Source organism: Brachyspira sp. (assembly GCF_050873525.1).
Lineage (GTDB): Bacteria > Spirochaetota > Brachyspiria > Brachyspirales > Brachyspiraceae > Brachyspira.
Map to the genome: position 1 here is coordinate 1 of NZ_JBNMIZ010000033.1, position 16,559 is coordinate 16,559.

The 16,559-nt window shown below is 30.0% G+C and carries 16 protein-coding genes; 7 read left to right on the forward strand and 9 right to left on the reverse strand.

Translation table 11 applies throughout. The annotated features are described in order from the left end of the window. The 3 genes from ACR0QS_RS03990 to ispH form a co-directional block, all read left to right on the forward strand. Nucleotides 1-748: hypothetical protein (locus ACR0QS_RS03990; protein WP_432632151.1), on the forward strand; the 748-nt coding region annotated here is incomplete at its 5' end. Nucleotides 749-835: 87 nt separating this feature from the next. Beyond that, nucleotides 836-1,027 carry a 50S ribosomal protein L28 gene (gene rpmB, locus ACR0QS_RS03995; RefSeq protein ID WP_432632152.1) on the forward strand — a complete coding sequence of 64 codons (192 nt, stop codon included), beginning with the start codon at nt 836-838 and terminating at the stop codon, nt 1,025-1,027. Beyond that, nucleotides 1,027-2,769: a 4-hydroxy-3-methylbut-2-enyl diphosphate reductase gene (ispH, locus tag ACR0QS_RS04000; protein WP_432632153.1), complete on the forward strand. Its 1,743-nt coding sequence runs from the start codon at nt 1,027-1,029 to the stop codon at nt 2,767-2,769. Before rpmB ends, ispH begins: the two co-directional genes overlap by 1 nt. 31 nt (nt 2,770-2,800) lie before the next feature. Here the strand turns inward: ispH and ACR0QS_RS04005 are convergent, their stop codons facing one another. Both ACR0QS_RS04005 and ACR0QS_RS04010 read right to left on the reverse strand, forming a co-directional pair. Next, on the reverse strand, nt 2,801-3,607 hold the full coding sequence (locus ACR0QS_RS04005; protein ID WP_432632154.1) for a DUF4912 domain-containing protein: 807 nt from the start codon (nt 3,605-3,607) through the stop codon (nt 2,801-2,803). A gap of 47 nt (nt 3,608-3,654) precedes the next feature. Beyond that, on the reverse strand, nt 3,655-3,837 hold the full coding sequence (locus ACR0QS_RS04010; RefSeq protein ID WP_432632155.1) for a hypothetical protein: 183 nt from the start codon (nt 3,835-3,837) through the stop codon (nt 3,655-3,657). A gap of 230 nt (nt 3,838-4,067) precedes the next feature. Here ACR0QS_RS04010 and ACR0QS_RS04015 point away from each other — a divergent pair, with 230 nt between their 5' ends. Together ACR0QS_RS04015 and ACR0QS_RS04020 are read left to right on the forward strand one after the other, a co-directional pair. Next, nucleotides 4,068-4,607 carry a hypothetical protein gene (locus ACR0QS_RS04015; protein WP_432632156.1) on the forward strand — a complete coding sequence of 180 codons (540 nt, stop codon included), beginning with the start codon at nt 4,068-4,070 and terminating at the stop codon, nt 4,605-4,607. A 32-nt stretch (nt 4,608-4,639) separates the two neighbouring features. Further along, nucleotides 4,640-5,422, forward strand: a complete 783-nt coding sequence (locus ACR0QS_RS04020) for a DUF4037 domain-containing protein (protein ID WP_432632157.1) — start codon at nt 4,640-4,642, stop codon at nt 5,420-5,422. Here the strand turns inward: ACR0QS_RS04020 and eda are convergent. The 7 genes from eda to ACR0QS_RS04055 form a co-directional block, all read right to left on the reverse strand. Continuing rightward, entirely contained in the window at nt 5,415-6,044 is a 630-nt protein-coding gene (gene eda / locus ACR0QS_RS04025) for a bifunctional 4-hydroxy-2-oxoglutarate aldolase/2-dehydro-3-deoxy-phosphogluconate aldolase (protein WP_432632158.1), read from the reverse strand. The genes ACR0QS_RS04020 and eda overlap by 8 nt on opposite strands. A gap of 36 nt (nt 6,045-6,080) precedes the next feature. Continuing rightward, entirely contained in the window at nt 6,081-7,487 is a 1,407-nt protein-coding gene (gene uxaC / locus ACR0QS_RS04030; RefSeq protein ID WP_432632159.1) for a glucuronate isomerase, read from the reverse strand. Nucleotides 7,488-7,523: 36 nt separating this feature from the next. Then, entirely contained in the window at nt 7,524-8,597 is a 1,074-nt protein-coding gene (gene uxuA / locus ACR0QS_RS04035; protein WP_432632160.1) for a mannonate dehydratase, read from the reverse strand. A 37-nt stretch (nt 8,598-8,634) separates the two neighbouring features. Then, nucleotides 8,635-10,236, reverse strand: a complete 1,602-nt coding sequence (locus ACR0QS_RS04040) for a mannitol dehydrogenase family protein (protein ID WP_432632161.1) — start codon at nt 10,234-10,236, stop codon at nt 8,635-8,637. Nucleotides 10,237-10,365: 129 nt separating this feature from the next. Beyond that, the gene (locus ACR0QS_RS04045; RefSeq protein ID WP_432632162.1) at nt 10,366-11,802 is read right to left on the reverse strand and encodes an MFS transporter; all 1,437 of its coding nucleotides are present in this window, start codon (nt 11,800-11,802) and stop codon (nt 10,366-10,368) included. A gap of 86 nt (nt 11,803-11,888) precedes the next feature. Further along, nucleotides 11,889-13,697, reverse strand: coding sequence for a beta-glucuronidase (gene uidA / locus ACR0QS_RS04050; RefSeq protein WP_432632163.1), 1,809 nt, complete (start codon nt 13,695-13,697; stop codon nt 11,889-11,891). Nucleotides 13,698-13,755: 58 nt separating this feature from the next. Next, the gene (locus tag ACR0QS_RS04055) at nt 13,756-14,646 is read right to left on the reverse strand and encodes a hypothetical protein (protein WP_432632164.1); all 891 of its coding nucleotides are present in this window, start codon (nt 14,644-14,646) and stop codon (nt 13,756-13,758) included. 249 nt (nt 14,647-14,895) lie between these two features. Between ACR0QS_RS04055 and ACR0QS_RS04060 the strand changes: the two genes are divergently transcribed. Continuing rightward, a complete protein-coding gene (locus ACR0QS_RS04060; RefSeq protein WP_432632165.1) occupies nt 14,896-15,789 on the forward strand; it encodes an Rpn family recombination-promoting nuclease/putative transposase in 894 nt (297 codons plus the stop codon). A gap of 135 nt (nt 15,790-15,924) precedes the next feature. Next, nucleotides 15,925-16,559: Rpn family recombination-promoting nuclease/putative transposase (locus tag ACR0QS_RS04065; protein ID WP_432632166.1), on the forward strand; the 635-nt coding region annotated here is incomplete at its 3' end.

The following is a 16,559-nucleotide window of genomic DNA, read 5'->3' on the forward strand; positions in this document are numbered from 1 at the left end:
GGATTGTAAAATGAAAAAAATAGCGTTAATATTTATATTATTTTCAAATCTAATATTTGCTGCAGATTTTCAAACTTATTTAAGAATATCTACAGGAGCTAATATGACTTTTAGCACCGCAGAACATTCTCTTGATTATAGCACTTGGAAAGATGCTAATGGTTTTAGAGTAGACAATCTCAAAAATACAGTAAATATTTTATTGTCTGTTGGTTATAATCATAAAATAAAAAATGATATTCTTACAAGTATAAGCGTTTTAGCCGAAACGGGATATAATTTTTCTGGTTATGGAAGACCGACTGACAAAAATTTTGGTGAAGAAAGTGGAACTGTTTATTTTCACAGTTTAGTTTTAGGATTAATTCCTACATTAAATTTTCACAATGATTTATCATTAGGTATAGGAGCAGGCGTAATGTTTCCGTTATCGGCAAATATTACAGATTATTGGGATATGATGGGAGATTATGAAGGAGCTAAAAAATTATCATTTAAAGATATAAAAAGTTTTTATAAAGTTCCCATTATGCCATATATAAAATTCCGTGTAAATAGATATTTTAAATACGATAAAATAGATTTGATTACAGGCGGGGTATTAACTTATAATTTTGGTATGATTTGTGAAAGTGATAAATTAGCTAATAATAATTCAATATTAAGCACATTTTCTTATAAAAGTTATAAGTTTTCTGCTTTATCTCTTGAGGTTTTTCTTGGTTTCGGTTTTGGACGCCCTAAATAAAATAAAAATATATTGACTATAATCAATTTTTAATATATATTTAACGAACGTTAATTAAAATTATTTTATAAAAAATTGGAGGATATTATGGCAAGAGTATGCGAAATATGCGGAAAAGGAAAACAAAACGGACATAGCGTAAGCCATTCTAATATAAAAACCAAACGTTCTTTTAACGCTAATTTACAAAATATACGAATAGAAGTTAACGGAACGGTAAAAAAAGCTTTGGTATGCGCAAAATGTATAAAAGGCAATAAAGTAGTAAAAGCCAAATAATGAATATCGATATAGGCAAATTTGCCGGTTTTTGCGATGGCGTGAAATATGCCGTTGAAAATACTTTCTCTCAAGCGGCTAAAAGCGAAAACGAAATATATGTGGACGGACATTTAATACATAATCCGCAAACTTTGGATATGCTGAAAAATAGCGGCGTCCATACTTACGAAGATAAAGAAGACATATCCGTATTGGATGGAAAAACCGTTATAATAAGAGCGCATGGAGTGTCGCCTGAAAGAAGAAATATTCTTTCAAAACATGCAAAAAAACTGGTTAATCTTACTTGCAAATATGTGGCGAAAACTCAAGGCTTGGTAAAAAAATATAGTTTATTAGGCTATAGAATAATCGTTATTGGAAATCCTACTCATCCCGAAATTATAGGAGTATGCGGATTTGCGGACGATGTTTTTGTTGTTTATAAAGATTCCGATTTGGATAATCTGCCGAACGATGAAAAAAAAACTTTAATCGTAGCTCAAACTACTTTACAGAAAGATATTTTTTATAAATTCGTTTCTAAAATAAAAGACAAATATAAAAACTCTGAAATAATAATTAAAGACACTATTTGCGAGGCTACCGAACAGAGACAAAACGAAATATTGGATATTGCGAAAAGAAACGATATAGTTTTGGTTATAGGCGGTTCGGAAAGCAGCAATACTAAAAATTTATATAAAATCGCTTCGGAAATAAAACCTTCTTTTTATGTGGAATATAAAGAAGATTTAAATAATTTGGATTTGTCGAGTTATAAGAATATTGGAATAATGGCGGGCGCTTCGACTCCAGATTGGCTCATAGAAGAAGTGGCTCAAACTATTAAAGATAAATACGCGAGTCCGTTGTCAAAATTTTTCTCAAATATATTCGATTTTCTAAATTACGGATATATATTTTTTTCTATTGGTGCGTTTTTAATGTCTTATGCAATTTATGATATTTTATCTCAATCGTTTCAATATCAAATAGGAATCATAACCGCTTCTTATTATTTATATACGAGTTTAAGCAACGGCTACAGCAATTATACGATTCGTATAAGCGATAAAAAAAGGTTCGCTTTCTATAATAAATATAAATTATTTTTTATGTCGATTATTTTTATAAGCTGCATAAGTATGTTTTATTTTTCTTATAAAATGAGCGTTGGAATATTAATGCTTACGATATTGTCAAGTTTGCTTGGAATTGGATATAATATGAGTTTCAAAAAACAGTCAAAATTCGATAATTCTTTATTTTTTAATGTTTTTAAAAAATTAATTCCATTTAAAGCGATAGTAATATCCGTAGCGGTTACGATACTTTTAAACGGCTCGATATTTATACTTCATAGAAATATTATTAAAGAAAAATTTTTTGCATATTTATTTTCCGCAAGCATAGTTTTTATTTTTATGTTTATAAGGCAGGCTTTAATGGAAATAAAATTCTCCCAAAGCGACAAAATAGCTGGAGCGATAACTTTGACGACTTATATAGAACCTAAAAAATTGGCGATTATAACGGGATTAGTTCCGATTATTCCGATTTTATTTATGATTATAGGAATATCGATGAATAAATTTTCGCTTTCAAATAATATTAAATATCTTATTCCAATAATTTATTCAAGCATAGTTTCGTTTATAGCAATGAGAAGAAACGCTATAACGATAAGCAGACATTTATTTTCTTTTTTGATTGATTCGCCGTTATACATATTATTTTTAGCGGCATTAATAAAATAATTAATTTAACGCCGCGTAAAAATAATATAATTTAACCTTTCCTGCTGAATAAAGAAGAAGACGAACCTGCCAAATGATGTCTTTTCAAGTCAATAAGTTCGAATATCGTAGCGGATGACAAACTTTCTCTTAAAGCTTTCGGAGATTTCAATAATTTGATTATCTCTTCATTAACCATCCACTCTTCATCGTAAATATTGCTTATAGAATCTCTCGGAGCGTATATCATATTGCTTCGGGCTAAAACTATAAAGTTGCCTTTCGCGTCATAATAACCCAACTCGCCTATAAAATAAGCATGAGGCATAGCCAAGTTAATATACCTGTCTCCGTAAATGGCATTAACATCCAATTCTCTATGTATTTCTCCGTTAGTTATATCGTATCCAAATACATGGAATATTCTAACGGATATTCTTCGACCTTCTAAAGAATGATAAGATACATCGCTATCCGAAATATCCCAGTAAAAGAAGCACCATTCTGGGTCGCGCATCATCAAAGTTAATCTCGTTTCATTATATCTATTCGGCAATTCTCTAACTATATCGACTTCATCTGGAATATACTGCGGATGCTGTTCAATCTTTTCATCGTGTTCTTTAGAAGATGATTTTTTTACTCCCGCTTTTTTAATCGGCGCGGTTTTTTTAGCCACCGCTTTCCTTACTACAGTTTTTTTAGTAGTTTCTTTTTTTACGGGCGCTTTTTCTACCGCAACTTTCTTTACGGCAGTCTTTTTTACCGCAGGCTCTTTGGGAGTCGTCTTTTTTTCGGCAGTCGTTTTCTTAGGTTCAGCCGATTTTTTAGTCGTTGTTTTTTTTACCGATGTAGACATAAATCTTCTCCATTACTTAATTCTTACACTCTTAATCTTCCGCTATTTTATTTTGTTTTTGATGCGGTCGTTTTTTTAGCCGCAGTCTTTTTAGCCGTAGTTTTTTTAGCTGTCGTCTTTTTGGCGGTCGTTTTTTTAGCCGTAGTTTTTTTCGCAGCTACTTTTTTAGCGGCTGGTTTTTTTACCGTAGTCTTTTTTGCTGTTGTAGTTTTTTTTGTAGTAGTAGACATAAATCTTCTCCATATGTATGATTTTTATCTTGAAATTATAATATAAATATTATTATTGTCAACAACTAATATCGAATTTTTTTAAATTTTTTTTATAGTTTTAACTCTTTTATTTTGAGTATTTTTTAAATCTTTTTTAAATATTTACGGCTTATTACGATAATAAAATTATGCGGTTTATGATATAATAATCAAAATAAATAAATTAATTTTTTGGAGGCAGAATTAAAATGAAAAATTTTTTAGTAGTTTTATTTTTAAATATATTTTTATTTTCAAATTTATTTTCGCAGGACAATTTTGAAATTCCAATTACGCCAAGTAAGGACCAGCAGTTGGATAATGCGGTAGGATTTTCAAGGACATTAAATTCGTTTAAGAAAGACGCGACTTCCTACGCAAAATTAAAGGCATATATAAATCTTTTGGATTCAAAAGGAATGAAAAAATTGAAAAGTCATCCTTCATATTCGAGGCTCGGCGATATTTATATGTATGGCGCGATATATTTGGAAAGAGAATATAAAGAAGATAAAATAATCGAGTTATACAAAAAGGCTTTGGAATTGAGAGCCGAACCGAATTCAAATTATTCGCTCGCCTTGATTTATAAAAACAGATACGATAACGCGGTAAAAAAGAAAGACGCCGTTAAAGAAGTGGAATACGGAAAAATGGTTTACGAATATTTAAATAAATATATCGTTCTATCGGGAAACAAAAGCGCAAAATATAAAAAAATATTAAATTATTTTAGTTCTTACAAATAATTATTTTTAATTTTATTTTTGGATTTCATTTTATGGAAGCGATTAATCTTTTAAAAGAATTTTCAGAAGAAGCGATTAAAAAAGATAACATTGACGCCATAGTTTTATCGGGTTCACAAACAAGTTTAATAAACGATGAAATGTCCGATTACGATATTTATATTTATTCCAAAGAAAAAGTAAATATTGAAACGAGAAAAAGATTTGCCGAAAAGTATGCTTCATATTATCAACTTGGAGGAGATTATTTTGAATATGGAGATGAACTTATTATAGATGATATATGTTTTGATTTTATGTATAGAGATTTGTCTTTTGCAGAAAACGAAATAAATTATGTTTGGCGAGAATGCAATTCAAAAATAGGATATACGACAGCTTTTTTGTATAATATAAAAAATTCTAAAATAATTTACGATAGAGATTCAAAATTTCAAAATCTTCAAAACGAATTAAATAACGAATTTCCAGATAAACTTAAAGAAAATATAATGAAGAAAAATTTAGCGGTTATGAAATATAAAAAATGCGCGTCTTTTTTTGAGCAGATTGAAAAAGCGATTAAAAGAAAAGATATTGTGAGCGTAAATCATAGAGTTTCCGCAATATTGTCGTCCTATTTCGATGTTTTATTTGCATTGAATAAAGAACTTCATCCCGGCGAAAAGAAATTAATTAAATACGCTTATAAATTATGCAAGTCGCTCCCCGAAAATTTTGAAAACGATATTACAAATATAATTAACTGCGGATTAAACGAAAATATTTTGGAGAATATAAATAATTTAATCGAAAATCTTAAAAAAATTATTTGAACTCTTTAATTAATTCGCTCGCTTTTTTGAATCTATTTTTCATTTCTTTCCAATCTTTCGCTTTTAAAATATCTCTCGAACATAGCCATGAACCTCCGCAGGCAAACACATTCGGTTGTTTGAGATAATCCAAAACATTATCTATACTCACTCCGCCCAAAGGCATAAATTTAACTCCCGTATGCGAATAAACCGCTCCGACTCCTTTAAGCCATTCTATTCCTCCGAAAATTCCCGCATGAAAGAATTTCAAATATTTATGTCCGTAAGCGAGGCATTGTTCGATTTCAGACGGCGTGGCTACTCCCGGTATATAATCGTAATTTTTATTTTTTGCATATTCGAGCATATTTGGTTGAAATCCCGGACTTATTATAATATTCGTTCCCAAATCGCGTATTCTATCGACTTGTTCGGTGGATATTACCGTAGCTGCGGCTCTCGGTAAATCAGGGTAATCTTTAGCCAATATTTCAAGCGCCTTATAAGAATATTCCGTTCTCATAGTAAGTTCGATTGCGGGCAAATATTCGCTCGACAAATCGGCAATATTTCTTATTTCTTCTTCCGTTTCCACAACTGCAACGGGAATTATTGGAGTGGATATATATTTTGTAAACATGATTTAATCTCCATATTATATATATTTATATAAATATTAACATGAAAAATATTCTTTTGCATTATTAAAACAAATATTTTTTACCGTATTTCCTAAAAACTCAATATCGTTTGGAACTTCGCCGTTTTCAGCCCAATTTCCAAAAATATTGCAAAGTATTCTTCTAAAATATTCATGTCTCGGATAAGATAAAAAACTTCTCGAATCTGTAAGCATCCCTATAAATAAAGAAAGCGAACCCGTATTTGCAAGAATTTTCATCTGCTCTTCCATACCGTCTCTATTATCGCAAAACCACCAAGCCGAACCTAATTGCATTTTTCCTCTTATTCCGTCTCCTTGAAAACATCCCATTAAAGTCGATAAAGGATAATAATCTTTAATATTCAAACTATAAAATATCATTTTAGGAAGTCCGAAAGATTTTGAACATTCGTTTAATAAATATGATAAATTTCTTATAAAATTATTGTCGGCAACAGAATCAAATCCCGTATCCGCTCCAAGCAAATCGAACATTTTTTTATTATTGTTTCGCATAGACGCCAAATGTATTTGCATAGAAATATTTTTTTCTTTATATTTTTTAGCTAATTTAATAAGTATATATGTTTTATATTTTTCTATTTCTTCTACGGTTAATTTATTTCCGAGTAAAGATTTTTTTAGAATTTTATCTATATTTTCTTCAGAGTCTAAAGCAAACGGACAGCATTCGAGTGCATGGTCGCTTGGAACACAACCTAAACTTATAAAATAATCTATTCTATTATATAAGGCTTCTATTAAACTATTTATATCTTTTATATTAATATCGCTCGCTATAGAGAGTTTTTTTATATAATCTACAAATTCTGCAGCCTCTATATTTACAGCCTTATCTGGTCTGAACGAAGGAATAACTTTAGTATTTATCTTTCCGATTGGAGCGTTTCCATCTTTTATCATTTTATGATATTCTAAAGAATCTATAGGGTCGTCCGTAGTGCCTATTGTATCTACTTTAAATTTTTCCAATATATCTTTAACCGAAATATTTTTAAGTTTTTCATTCGCTTTATTCCAAATATTTTCCGCGTTTTTTTCGTTAATAATATCGTAAATATCGAAATATCTTTGCAATTCCAAATGACTCCAATGATATAAAGGATTGCCTATTAAATTTGGAACGGTTTTAACATAAGCTAAAAATTTATCATAATCGGATGCGTTTCCCGTAATATAATTTTCGTTTATACCGTTTGCTCGCATACCTCTCCATTTATAATGGTCGCCGTAAAGCCATATCTCCGTTAAATTTTTAAATTGTTTATTCTCTGCAATTTCTTTCGGAGGTAAATGACAATGATAATCGAATAGAGGACATTCGCTTGCATAATTATGGAATAACTCTTTTGCAATTTCGTTTTCAAGTAAAAAATCTTTATCCATAAATTTTTTCATAATATATTTCTCCTGATTTTATTTATATTTTTTTAATTAATTTTTCTTATTCATTTTTTCTATAGCTTCCCATAAACCTTGCAAATAAACCGCACCAAGCGCTCTGTCGTATAATCCGTAGCCCGGCATAGAAACCTCATCCCAAATAGCTCTTCCATGGTCTGGTCTGAAAGGTCCTTCAAAACCTATATCATAAAAAGCTTTCATTATTTCAAACATATCCATAGAACCATCGCTTGAAAGATGAGCCGCCTCTTGAAATTTTCCCGGCGCCGTATGTTCCAAATTTCTAACATGAGCAAAAAATATTTTTCCTTTTAAACTTTTCACTATATCTGGAATATCGTTTTTAGGATTAGAACCTAAAGAACCTGTGCATAATGTCACTCCGTTATAATCGCTATTAACATTATTAACCATGCGAAGCAGATTTTCTTTATTGATTATAATTCTTGGAAGCCCAAAAACTGCCCAAGCGGGGTCATCGGGATGAATAGCCATTTTAATTCCAAACTTTTCGCATGTCGGCATAATTGCATTTAAAAAATATTTTAGATTTTCAAAAAGTTTTTCATCGTCCACATCTTTATACATTTCAAAAAGTTCTTTTATTTTTGAAAGTCTTTCTGGCTCCCAACCCGGCAAAACATAACCGTTAGAATTAGAATCTATTTTATCAAACATTTTCTCGGGTTCAATTTTATCTATAATATCCTGGTCGTAAGATAAAACCGTAGCGCCGTCTGGACGAACTTTAGCCAAATCGCTTCTCGTCCAATCGAAAACGGGCATAAAATTATAACATACGAGGTTAATTCCTTCGTTTCCTAAAATCTTTAAAGTTTCAATATAATTTTCTATATACTTATCTCTGCTTGAAAGTCCTATTTTTATATCGTCATGGACATTAACGCTTTCTATTCCGTAAATTTTAAGCCCAGCATCTTCAACTTCTTTTTTTAATTTTTTTACTTTTTCCGTTTCCCAAACTTCTCCAACTTTGCTGTCGTATAAAGTAGTAATAACTCCTTTAACTCCCGGAATTTGTCTAATTTGTTTTAAAGTCACGGAATCGAATTCTTTTCCAAACCATCTTAAAGTCATTATCATAATAAATTTTCTCCTTAAAAAATAAAATCAATATTATTTATCCAATATATTTATTCAAACATTCCTTAACCGCGCCAATATCTTTTATCATTTCTTTAAAATAATTTTCTATTCTTTTCCCAAGATTTATTCTCGGTTCATACAAATCGACTAAAAAAATATTGTTATTTGAAAGTATAGGATATAAATTATTTTCAACGCTTTCAATATCTTTAAATTTTATTTTCGATATAGAATCTTGCAATTCTTTTAGCATAGGGTCGGGGCTTATATTCATTTTATTTCCGTTATCGTCTATACCCATTAAATATCTGAGCCAAGCCGCTATAGTAATCGGAATCGCTATTAAATTTGAAGTATCCAGATTTTTTTCTATATATGATTTTAAAGTCTCTCCAAATCGAACGGGAATTTTTTGAGAAGTGTCGCAGGCTATTCTTTGCGGCGAATCGGGGATAAAAGGATTTGTAAATCTTTCTTCTATAACTTCTTTTATAAAATTTTCTGGGTTTATAATTTTAGGATTTACGACAACTTTCATGCCTTCGTCATATCCTAATTTTTCAATTAATTTTTTTAAGAGAGGATTTTTCATTTCCTCGTATATATAATTATAATTAAATAAACATCCGAATATAGCCAATGAAGTATGAAGAGGATTCAAGCAAACAGTCACTTTCATTCTTTCAGAATTTTGAACGGTTATTCTGTCTGTCATAAAAACTCCTGCTTTTTCAAAAGGAGGGCGTCCGTTTGCAAAATTATCTTCTATAACCAAATACTCTGGAACTTCGGCGTTTACAAAAAAAGCAAACATATTATTTCCAACTTTAAAAGTCTCGGTATCTTCCAAACCTAATTCTTTTAATTTTGCCGATATAATATCCGAAGGGCGAGGAGTTATTTTATCAATCATACTCAAAGGAAAGGAAACTTTATTTTTATCTTCCAAATATTTTATAAAGCCTTCTTCCACAAAACCCTTTTTTAACCATTCGCCCGCTATGGTTATAATCGCTTCTTTAAGTTTATCTCCGTTATTTGCGCAGTTATCTATACTTAACATTGAAATAGGATAAGCGCCGTTTTTATATCTTTCAAAAAGCAGTTTTGTTATCATAGCCATTATATTTGAAATATCTTTTTCAAAATTTAAATCTTTTTCGGACAACTCTTTTATAGAATATCCTTTTTCGGTTATGGTAAAACTCGCTATTTGTAGAGAATTTGAAATAAATATTTTTTTTAAATGTTCGTGATAATTAATAAAATCGGCATGCAAAATATCCGCTACGCTTCCTATAATTTTTTTATCTATATCTCCGTTATTTTTTATTAAAGCCAAAAGAGTAAGATTGTCGAAAGGTTTATAAACTTTTTCAAGCATATCGTAATCGTTAGTTTTTCCCGTAGAATGAGTGTCTATCGCTATGATTCCTCTGTCGGTTATATTATCGTTTAATAAGCTGTCCGATATTCTTGCTAAAAAACCTCTGAATATATTTCCCGCTCCGAAATGAATCCAAGCGGGATTTTCTTTTGTATTATCTCTAACTTTTTTTATATCGTATTTAGGAATTTCTATATTTGCATTTTCCCAAAATGATTTATTATTGAGATTATTAATATTTAGTTTCATTTTATAGCCTTTATCTGCATATTAAGAATCATATTTACCTGCATACTAATATTCACAATATTTTACATTCATAATATAAGCTGTCAAGCAAATATGATTATATAATTTAAGAAAGATTTTAATATAAAATTAACCTTTAGCTTTTATTTCGGATATTGCATTTTGTATTTCTTCCATTTTTTCCTTTGTTAGAGGATAAAATCTCATAGCTATTATATTTGCAATCCAACCAAAAATAGGCAATAAAAATACGCAAGCCATAGTTATCCAAAATATTTGTGGACTATAAGGAGTGTCTGGCGTAGGTTGAGTAGTCCTAAAACCTATAGTTGCAATTAACAAGCCTACGATAGTAGTTGATAATGAAGATATTATTTTATCTACGCAACTAAATAAAGTTCCCATAAGTCCAGGAACATATTTTCCCGACCTGTATGTTTCATAATCTGCGCAATCTGCAGTCATAGGAATAACTATATTTCCAGCAATTCCTGCAAATCCTTGTTCAAGTATCCATAAAGTAATAAAAACTATTGTAAATAAATTAATATTTGTAAAACTCATACTTTTTGGATTTCCGAATAAAAATAAACAAAACAAACAAGACGAAAATATTATGCATCCTATAGCGCCAAATAATAGAGCTTTTCTTTGTCCCAATCTACTTGCTATAAATTTCATGCCTAAAGTAATAATTATTATACTTGGCACTATATAAATAGCCGATACTTCTCCGCTTAAAGCATAATTACCGCACACTATACCGTATAACATAACTAAAACAATAGTATTACTTCGTATGGTTTGAAATAACTTAAATGTAGACGCGGCTACAACTAACATTTGTATAGCCCTATTATTTTTTATAACGGTTAAATAATCCTTAAAAGTAATTAATTGAGGTTTACCAAATCCAAAGTATTCGGTTCTGTCTTTAGTCCATATTCCTATTATAGCTAATATACTTAAAAAAGCCGATACCGTTATAGTAAAAAATAAAAATGTATTAAAAAATTGCTCATTAAATCCGCCATACTTTTTTACCCATATATTTGAAACTATTACCTGCATTCCAGCAAATAAAACCACATTATAACTTCCGTCAAATATAGTGAAATAAGGGCGTTGTTTAGGGTCGTTAGTTAAACATGTTTGAGCTGATTTTGTAACTATACATTGCAAAGTATATCCTATAATATAGATTGCATAAACTAATATAAATAATAAAAGTCTAAAGGCTTGCGGGCTTTTATATACAAATTTAAACATAATGATGCATGAAATCATCATTGTTATATTTCCAACTATAATAAATGGTCTATTCTTTCCCAATTTTCCATCAGTTTTATCCAAAATATAACCCGCTACAGGGTCCGTAAAGGCATCCCATATACGCATTGCCGTTATTAAAGTAGATACCAATACTACGCCCAAACCTAACATTCCCGTTGCATAATATGATATAAAAAACATAAAAAACATATATAAATTTGTAGCCGTATTATTAAAAGCAAAAAAACCTATTTGCCATATTTTAGCTCTATGATAAGTATTTTGATTTGACATAAAAATATCCTCCGTTTTTATTTAATTTTAATATATGCGGAAAACAAATATTCTCCGCATATATTTTTTAATATGCTTTCAAACTTTTAAGATTTATAATCTATAGGAAGTTTTGTCCATCTTTTTCTTATAAAATGCGCCGCAGATTTAGGCTGTCTATTTCTTGTAAATATGCCTTTTTTATTTCCGTCTACTCTGAAAATTCCTTCTGTAGTTTGGAAATCGGCAAAATTCCATAACTGCTCGCCTATAATGAATTTATAATCATCAAATACTCTAAAATTCATATCGTAATATTCGCATTGGTATTCTTCACTCCACATAACAGAAGGAAGTTTATGAATTCCAGACATAGTATCTGCACCAAATTCCGTAAATATTACGGGCTTATTCATATCTTTGTATAAATCCATTTCCTCTCTGAATTTCATTTCGGCAACATCAATCTCATAGCCTCCGTTTACATACCAGCCATAATATCTATTTAAAGTTATAACATCGCATAGATGCATGCATTTGCATTTTCCAGGAATAGATTGCATTATAGCTGCAAAAGTTTTAGGTAAATTTTGTTTATCCAATTTTCTGGCATGATTAAAAATATCCTCAAAATAAGGGACTGCCTCGTCTTTAGTAGTGTCGGGTTCGTTTAATAAACTCCACATTACTACGCATGGATGATTTTTATCTCTCTGTATAAGCTCTTCTATAGCTTTTTTATGAGCTTCTTTAGTTTCGGTATGCACTTCTTTTTGCGAGAAATAATCTACTTTTGAAGAGCCTGGATTTAAAACCGAACCCACATCAAACATACCAACCGCCGCAACTTCATCTATAACGACTATACCCTCTCTATCGGCAGCTTGCATTATTTCTTCGCTATAAGGATAATGAGAAGTTCTAAAAGAATTAGCTCCAACCCATTTTATAAGCTCAAAGTCTCTCTTTACTATTGGCGGATTATAGCCTCTGCCAGCAATTTCGCTATCTTCATGTTTTCCAAATCCAGTAAAATAGAAAGGTTTACCGTTAATTAAAAGTTTTGTTCCATCCACTTTTACGGTTCTTATTCCGAAATCCAAATAATATTCGTCTATTAATTTGTCTCCGTCTTTTATAATAGCTACAAATTTATACAAATAAGGAGCTTTAGGATTCCATAATTTAGCGTCTTTTATAATTATACTTCCGCTATTGCCTTCGGATTTTCCAACCTCTTTATTTTCTTTATCGAATATTGAAATAAATATTTTTCCTTTATTAGAAGACGCTTTTACTTCATAGTTTACTATACCGTCAGAATCTTTTATGTCGGTTAAAATATCTATATCGTTTATATATTCTTTATTTGTCGCCGTCATTTTTACGGGTCTATTCAAGCCAGCATAATTAAAGAAGTCGAAAGAAGGACGAATATATTTTTCTCCCGTAGACTTTGTTTCGGTATGTCCGCAAGGAATAGTAGTTTGATAAAGTTCATTATTTACAACAACAACTAACTTATTTTTTTCTCCAAATATCCCCGCTTCATTTACTGAAACATTAAAAGGAGTAAAACCGCCTACATGAGTTATAACTTCCTTTCCGTTAATATATACGGTAGCCTTATGAGTAGCGCATCCGAAACGAATATTAACATCCATATCTTTCCATTCCAAAGGTAGATAGAAATCCTTTTCATACCATACATCTCCTACATGCTCTCTAATCTTTTTGTCCGTAAAAAGGTCGTTATAACTTGAAGGGACAGGAATAAAAGTGCTTTCTTTTAATCCATTAAAGTATTCTTTACTTTTTCCCTCGTTATTATAATCGACTTTGAACTCCCATATTCCAGAGAGGTCAACAACTCTTCTCGTTTTACTTTCAACGGGATATAACATAGAGTTATTCATATAATTAATGCCTCCAAAATTTTTTACATTTATTTTATATATTATTTTATTATCTTAATCAATCAAAAAATAATTTTGTCAAATCTATTCCGACTTTAAGCTCTATACCCCAACCTTTTTTATTAAATTCGGAGTATCCGAATCCTAATACAGAAAGATTTTGTTTCCAAATTCCACCATAGAATAATCTTGGTTCAATAAAGAATGTCCATTCTTCCAAGAAGAATTGGAAACGAGGATTAAACCTTATCCAATACCAATTGTTAAATTTAGTTTGAGCTCCTGAAAATATTTTAAATTGTAATTCAGGTCTGAAAGCAAACCATTCGTTTACACGCATTTGATAAGCAACTCTAAATTCTGTTCCATCATACCAACCTTGAGATAAACTTCCATTAGTATATTGATTTCCTCGTAAATATATATTCTGCTGAATCATGAAAGTTATAGAATGAGACCTAAAAACTGAAACTTGAGGAAGTCTTTTGTTTAAATACATAGTGAATACAAAATCTCCACTCGAACTAAATCCAAGTCCAAAAGTATTTAAGAAATAAGCGTTTGCCGTTAATTCAACCATTGAAAAAGGATTACTTGTATTTTTACCTGTTCTACTTCCTTCTCTCCATATAGGATTATAAGCGCTCGGTTGATCAAATTGAGTTTGAAGTATAAAACCGAAACCAAGCCAAGGAGCCTTTTTAAGAGTTTGCCAATAAGTAAGTTTTGTGTCAAAATTTTCTCCAGACCTCTTTGCTTTGGAATCCTTTCCTAAACTTGATAAATCTCCTGTTGCGTATTCCACGTAGAAGTTAAGAAACTTCATAGAACCGTTATAAACCCCGAAGAAATCATAGGTAGGATTTCCCGAACTCTGCACTTGGGCAAAAACTAACCCATAACTAAAAACCGTTACCAATAAAGCCATTTTTAATTTTTGTAATTTCATAGCTTGTCTCCTTAAAAAATTATTGATATACTAGTATTTTAGTAAATTTAATTGCGATTGTCAAGTGAAAATTTGAATTTTTTTGCTTTTTTAACGAAAAATTTAAAAATTAATAGTCGAATATAATACATTTACTACATTTTTATGCATATATAGAATTTAAAAAATAATTTATTAGCAATATTTTTAATATTTTTTGGGTATATTTTTTATTTTGACAAATGAGTAATTTTTTGTTATAATATTCTTATGGTTGAAAAAGATTTTAAAGTTTTGAACGACTACTTTATGCGTTATCTACTCGCAAAAGAAGACAGTCAAAATATTCTTAAAGATTTGATTAATTCCGTTAGAATTGATGCAGGACAAGAAAGCTTTAAAGAAGTAACTATTTTAAATACTTTCAACTTAAAGGAGTCAATAAATGGAAAAGAGACGATTGTCGATGTCAGAGCAAAAACGAAGAGCGGAGAAACAGTTATTATTGAAATTCAAAGAGTAGGAAATAAGGCTTTTATTTATCGAGGACTTTACTATTGGGCGAAAAGCTATACTGCGAATTTGAAAGCAAAAAATAAATACGAAGATTTAAATCCTGTGATTAGTATTAATATTTTGGATTTCAATTTAACCGAAAATAAAGATAAACCTCATAGTTGTTATTTTATTAAAGAATATGATACTAACGAAATATTGACTAATCACTTTGAAATGCACTTTTTGGAACTTAAAAAATTTAATGAAAAATCTAAACTATACGAACCGCTTGCGGATTGGTTTAAATTTTTAAATATTAAAAAAGATTTGGAGGATACAATGAAAGTTTTAGTTGAGAAAAATCCTATAATGAAAGAAATTTATGACAAATACAACAAGTTTGTAAAGAATGACGATTTGACGGAAGGCTATACGGAATGGGAAGAAAATTATTTTAGAATGCTAACATTAAGCGAAGAGCGATTGCAAGGAAAACTTGAAGGTATAAAAGAAGGAAAACTTGAAGGGATAAAAGAACGAAATTATGCTATAGCAAAAGATATGAAATTAAAGAACATGGATATTAACCTTATAAGCGAAATTACGGGATTAAGCGTTGAAGAAATTCGCAACTTGCGCCCAGACGGGAAAAAACTATCAGAATAAATTTAAACCGTTATGGAAAGTCGAAGTCTGAGATAAGGTTAGCTATAGCCAAGCAATCCAATCTGAACAAGATAAATTATATCAATAATTAAAATTATTTTTTGACAAATAAAATTATTTTGTTATAATAAAATTATGGACGAGTTGGAATATTTAAAAAATAGCGAAAATGAAATTATTACAGTCGACAGTCTAAACAAGAAAAATGATTGTTTTGTTCGTTATCTTTTCTCCGATAGAGGAAATGAAAATATAGTTTTAGATTTTATTAACGGAGTAATGATTGATTCAAATTTTAAAACTTTTTCTAATGTCGAAATTTTAAATCCTTCGCCGAAGGCGGGCTTTAGCCTCAATTTGAGTAAATATTTGGATGGCAAAGAATCGATTGTTGATGTGAAATGTATAACTGAAGATAAGGATACCGTAATAATTGAAATTCAATTGCAAGGTAATCAATATTTTATCGGCAGAAGTCTTTATTATTGGGCTAATAGTTATAGCTCGTTGTTAAATAAGTCAGACAATTATACGAAACTTGCTCCAGTTATTGGAATGAATATTTTAGATTTTACAATATTTAACGATATAAAAGATTTTCATTCATGTTATCTATTAAAAGAAATTAATCATAATAAAATATTAACTGACCATTGCATGTTGCATTATATTGAATTACCGAAGTTTAATATAAATAATATTAGTAAGGAAAAATTAAATACTTGGATAAAATTTTTTAAAGGAGAGAATATGTCAAATTTAATAAAAGA

Excerpts from the sequence above, each read along its gene's own strand:
- uxaC (WP_432632159.1), bottom strand. The coding sequence starts at position 7,487 with ATGAAAAAATTTATGGATAAAGATTTTTTACTTGAAAACGAAATTGCA.
- uidA (WP_432632163.1), bottom strand. The coding sequence starts at position 13,697 with ATGAATAACTCTATGTTATATCCCGTTGAAAGTAAAACGAGAAGAGTT.
- ACR0QS_RS04020 (WP_432632157.1), top strand. The coding sequence starts at position 4,640 with ATGGAAGCGATTAATCTTTTAAAAGAATTTTCAGAAGAAGCGATTAAA.
- rpmB (WP_432632152.1), top strand. The coding sequence starts at position 836 with ATGGCAAGAGTATGCGAAATATGCGGAAAAGGAAAACAAAACGGACAT.
- ispH (WP_432632153.1), top strand. The coding sequence starts at position 1,027 with ATGAATATCGATATAGGCAAATTTGCCGGTTTTTGCGATGGCGTGAAA.
- ACR0QS_RS04060 (WP_432632165.1), top strand. The coding sequence starts at position 14,896 with ATGGTTGAAAAAGATTTTAAAGTTTTGAACGACTACTTTATGCGTTAT.
- ACR0QS_RS04045 (WP_432632162.1), bottom strand. The coding sequence starts at position 11,802 with ATGTCAAATCAAAATACTTATCATAGAGCTAAAATATGGCAAATAGGT.
- ACR0QS_RS04055 (WP_432632164.1), bottom strand. The coding sequence starts at position 14,646 with ATGAAATTACAAAAATTAAAAATGGCTTTATTGGTAACGGTTTTTAGT.
- ACR0QS_RS04010 (WP_432632155.1), bottom strand. The coding sequence starts at position 3,837 with ATGTCTACTACTACAAAAAAAACTACAACAGCAAAAAAGACTACGGTA.
- eda (WP_432632158.1), bottom strand. The coding sequence starts at position 6,044 with ATGTTTACAAAATATATATCCACTCCAATAATTCCCGTTGCAGTTGTG.
- ACR0QS_RS04015 (WP_432632156.1), top strand. The coding sequence starts at position 4,068 with ATGAAAAATTTTTTAGTAGTTTTATTTTTAAATATATTTTTATTTTCA.
- ACR0QS_RS04040 (WP_432632161.1), bottom strand. The coding sequence starts at position 10,236 with ATGAAACTAAATATTAATAATCTCAATAATAAATCATTTTGGGAAAAT.
- uxuA (WP_432632160.1), bottom strand. The coding sequence starts at position 8,597 with ATGATAATGACTTTAAGATGGTTTGGAAAAGAATTCGATTCCGTGACT.
- ACR0QS_RS04005 (WP_432632154.1), bottom strand. The coding sequence starts at position 3,607 with ATGTCTACATCGGTAAAAAAAACAACGACTAAAAAATCGGCTGAACCT.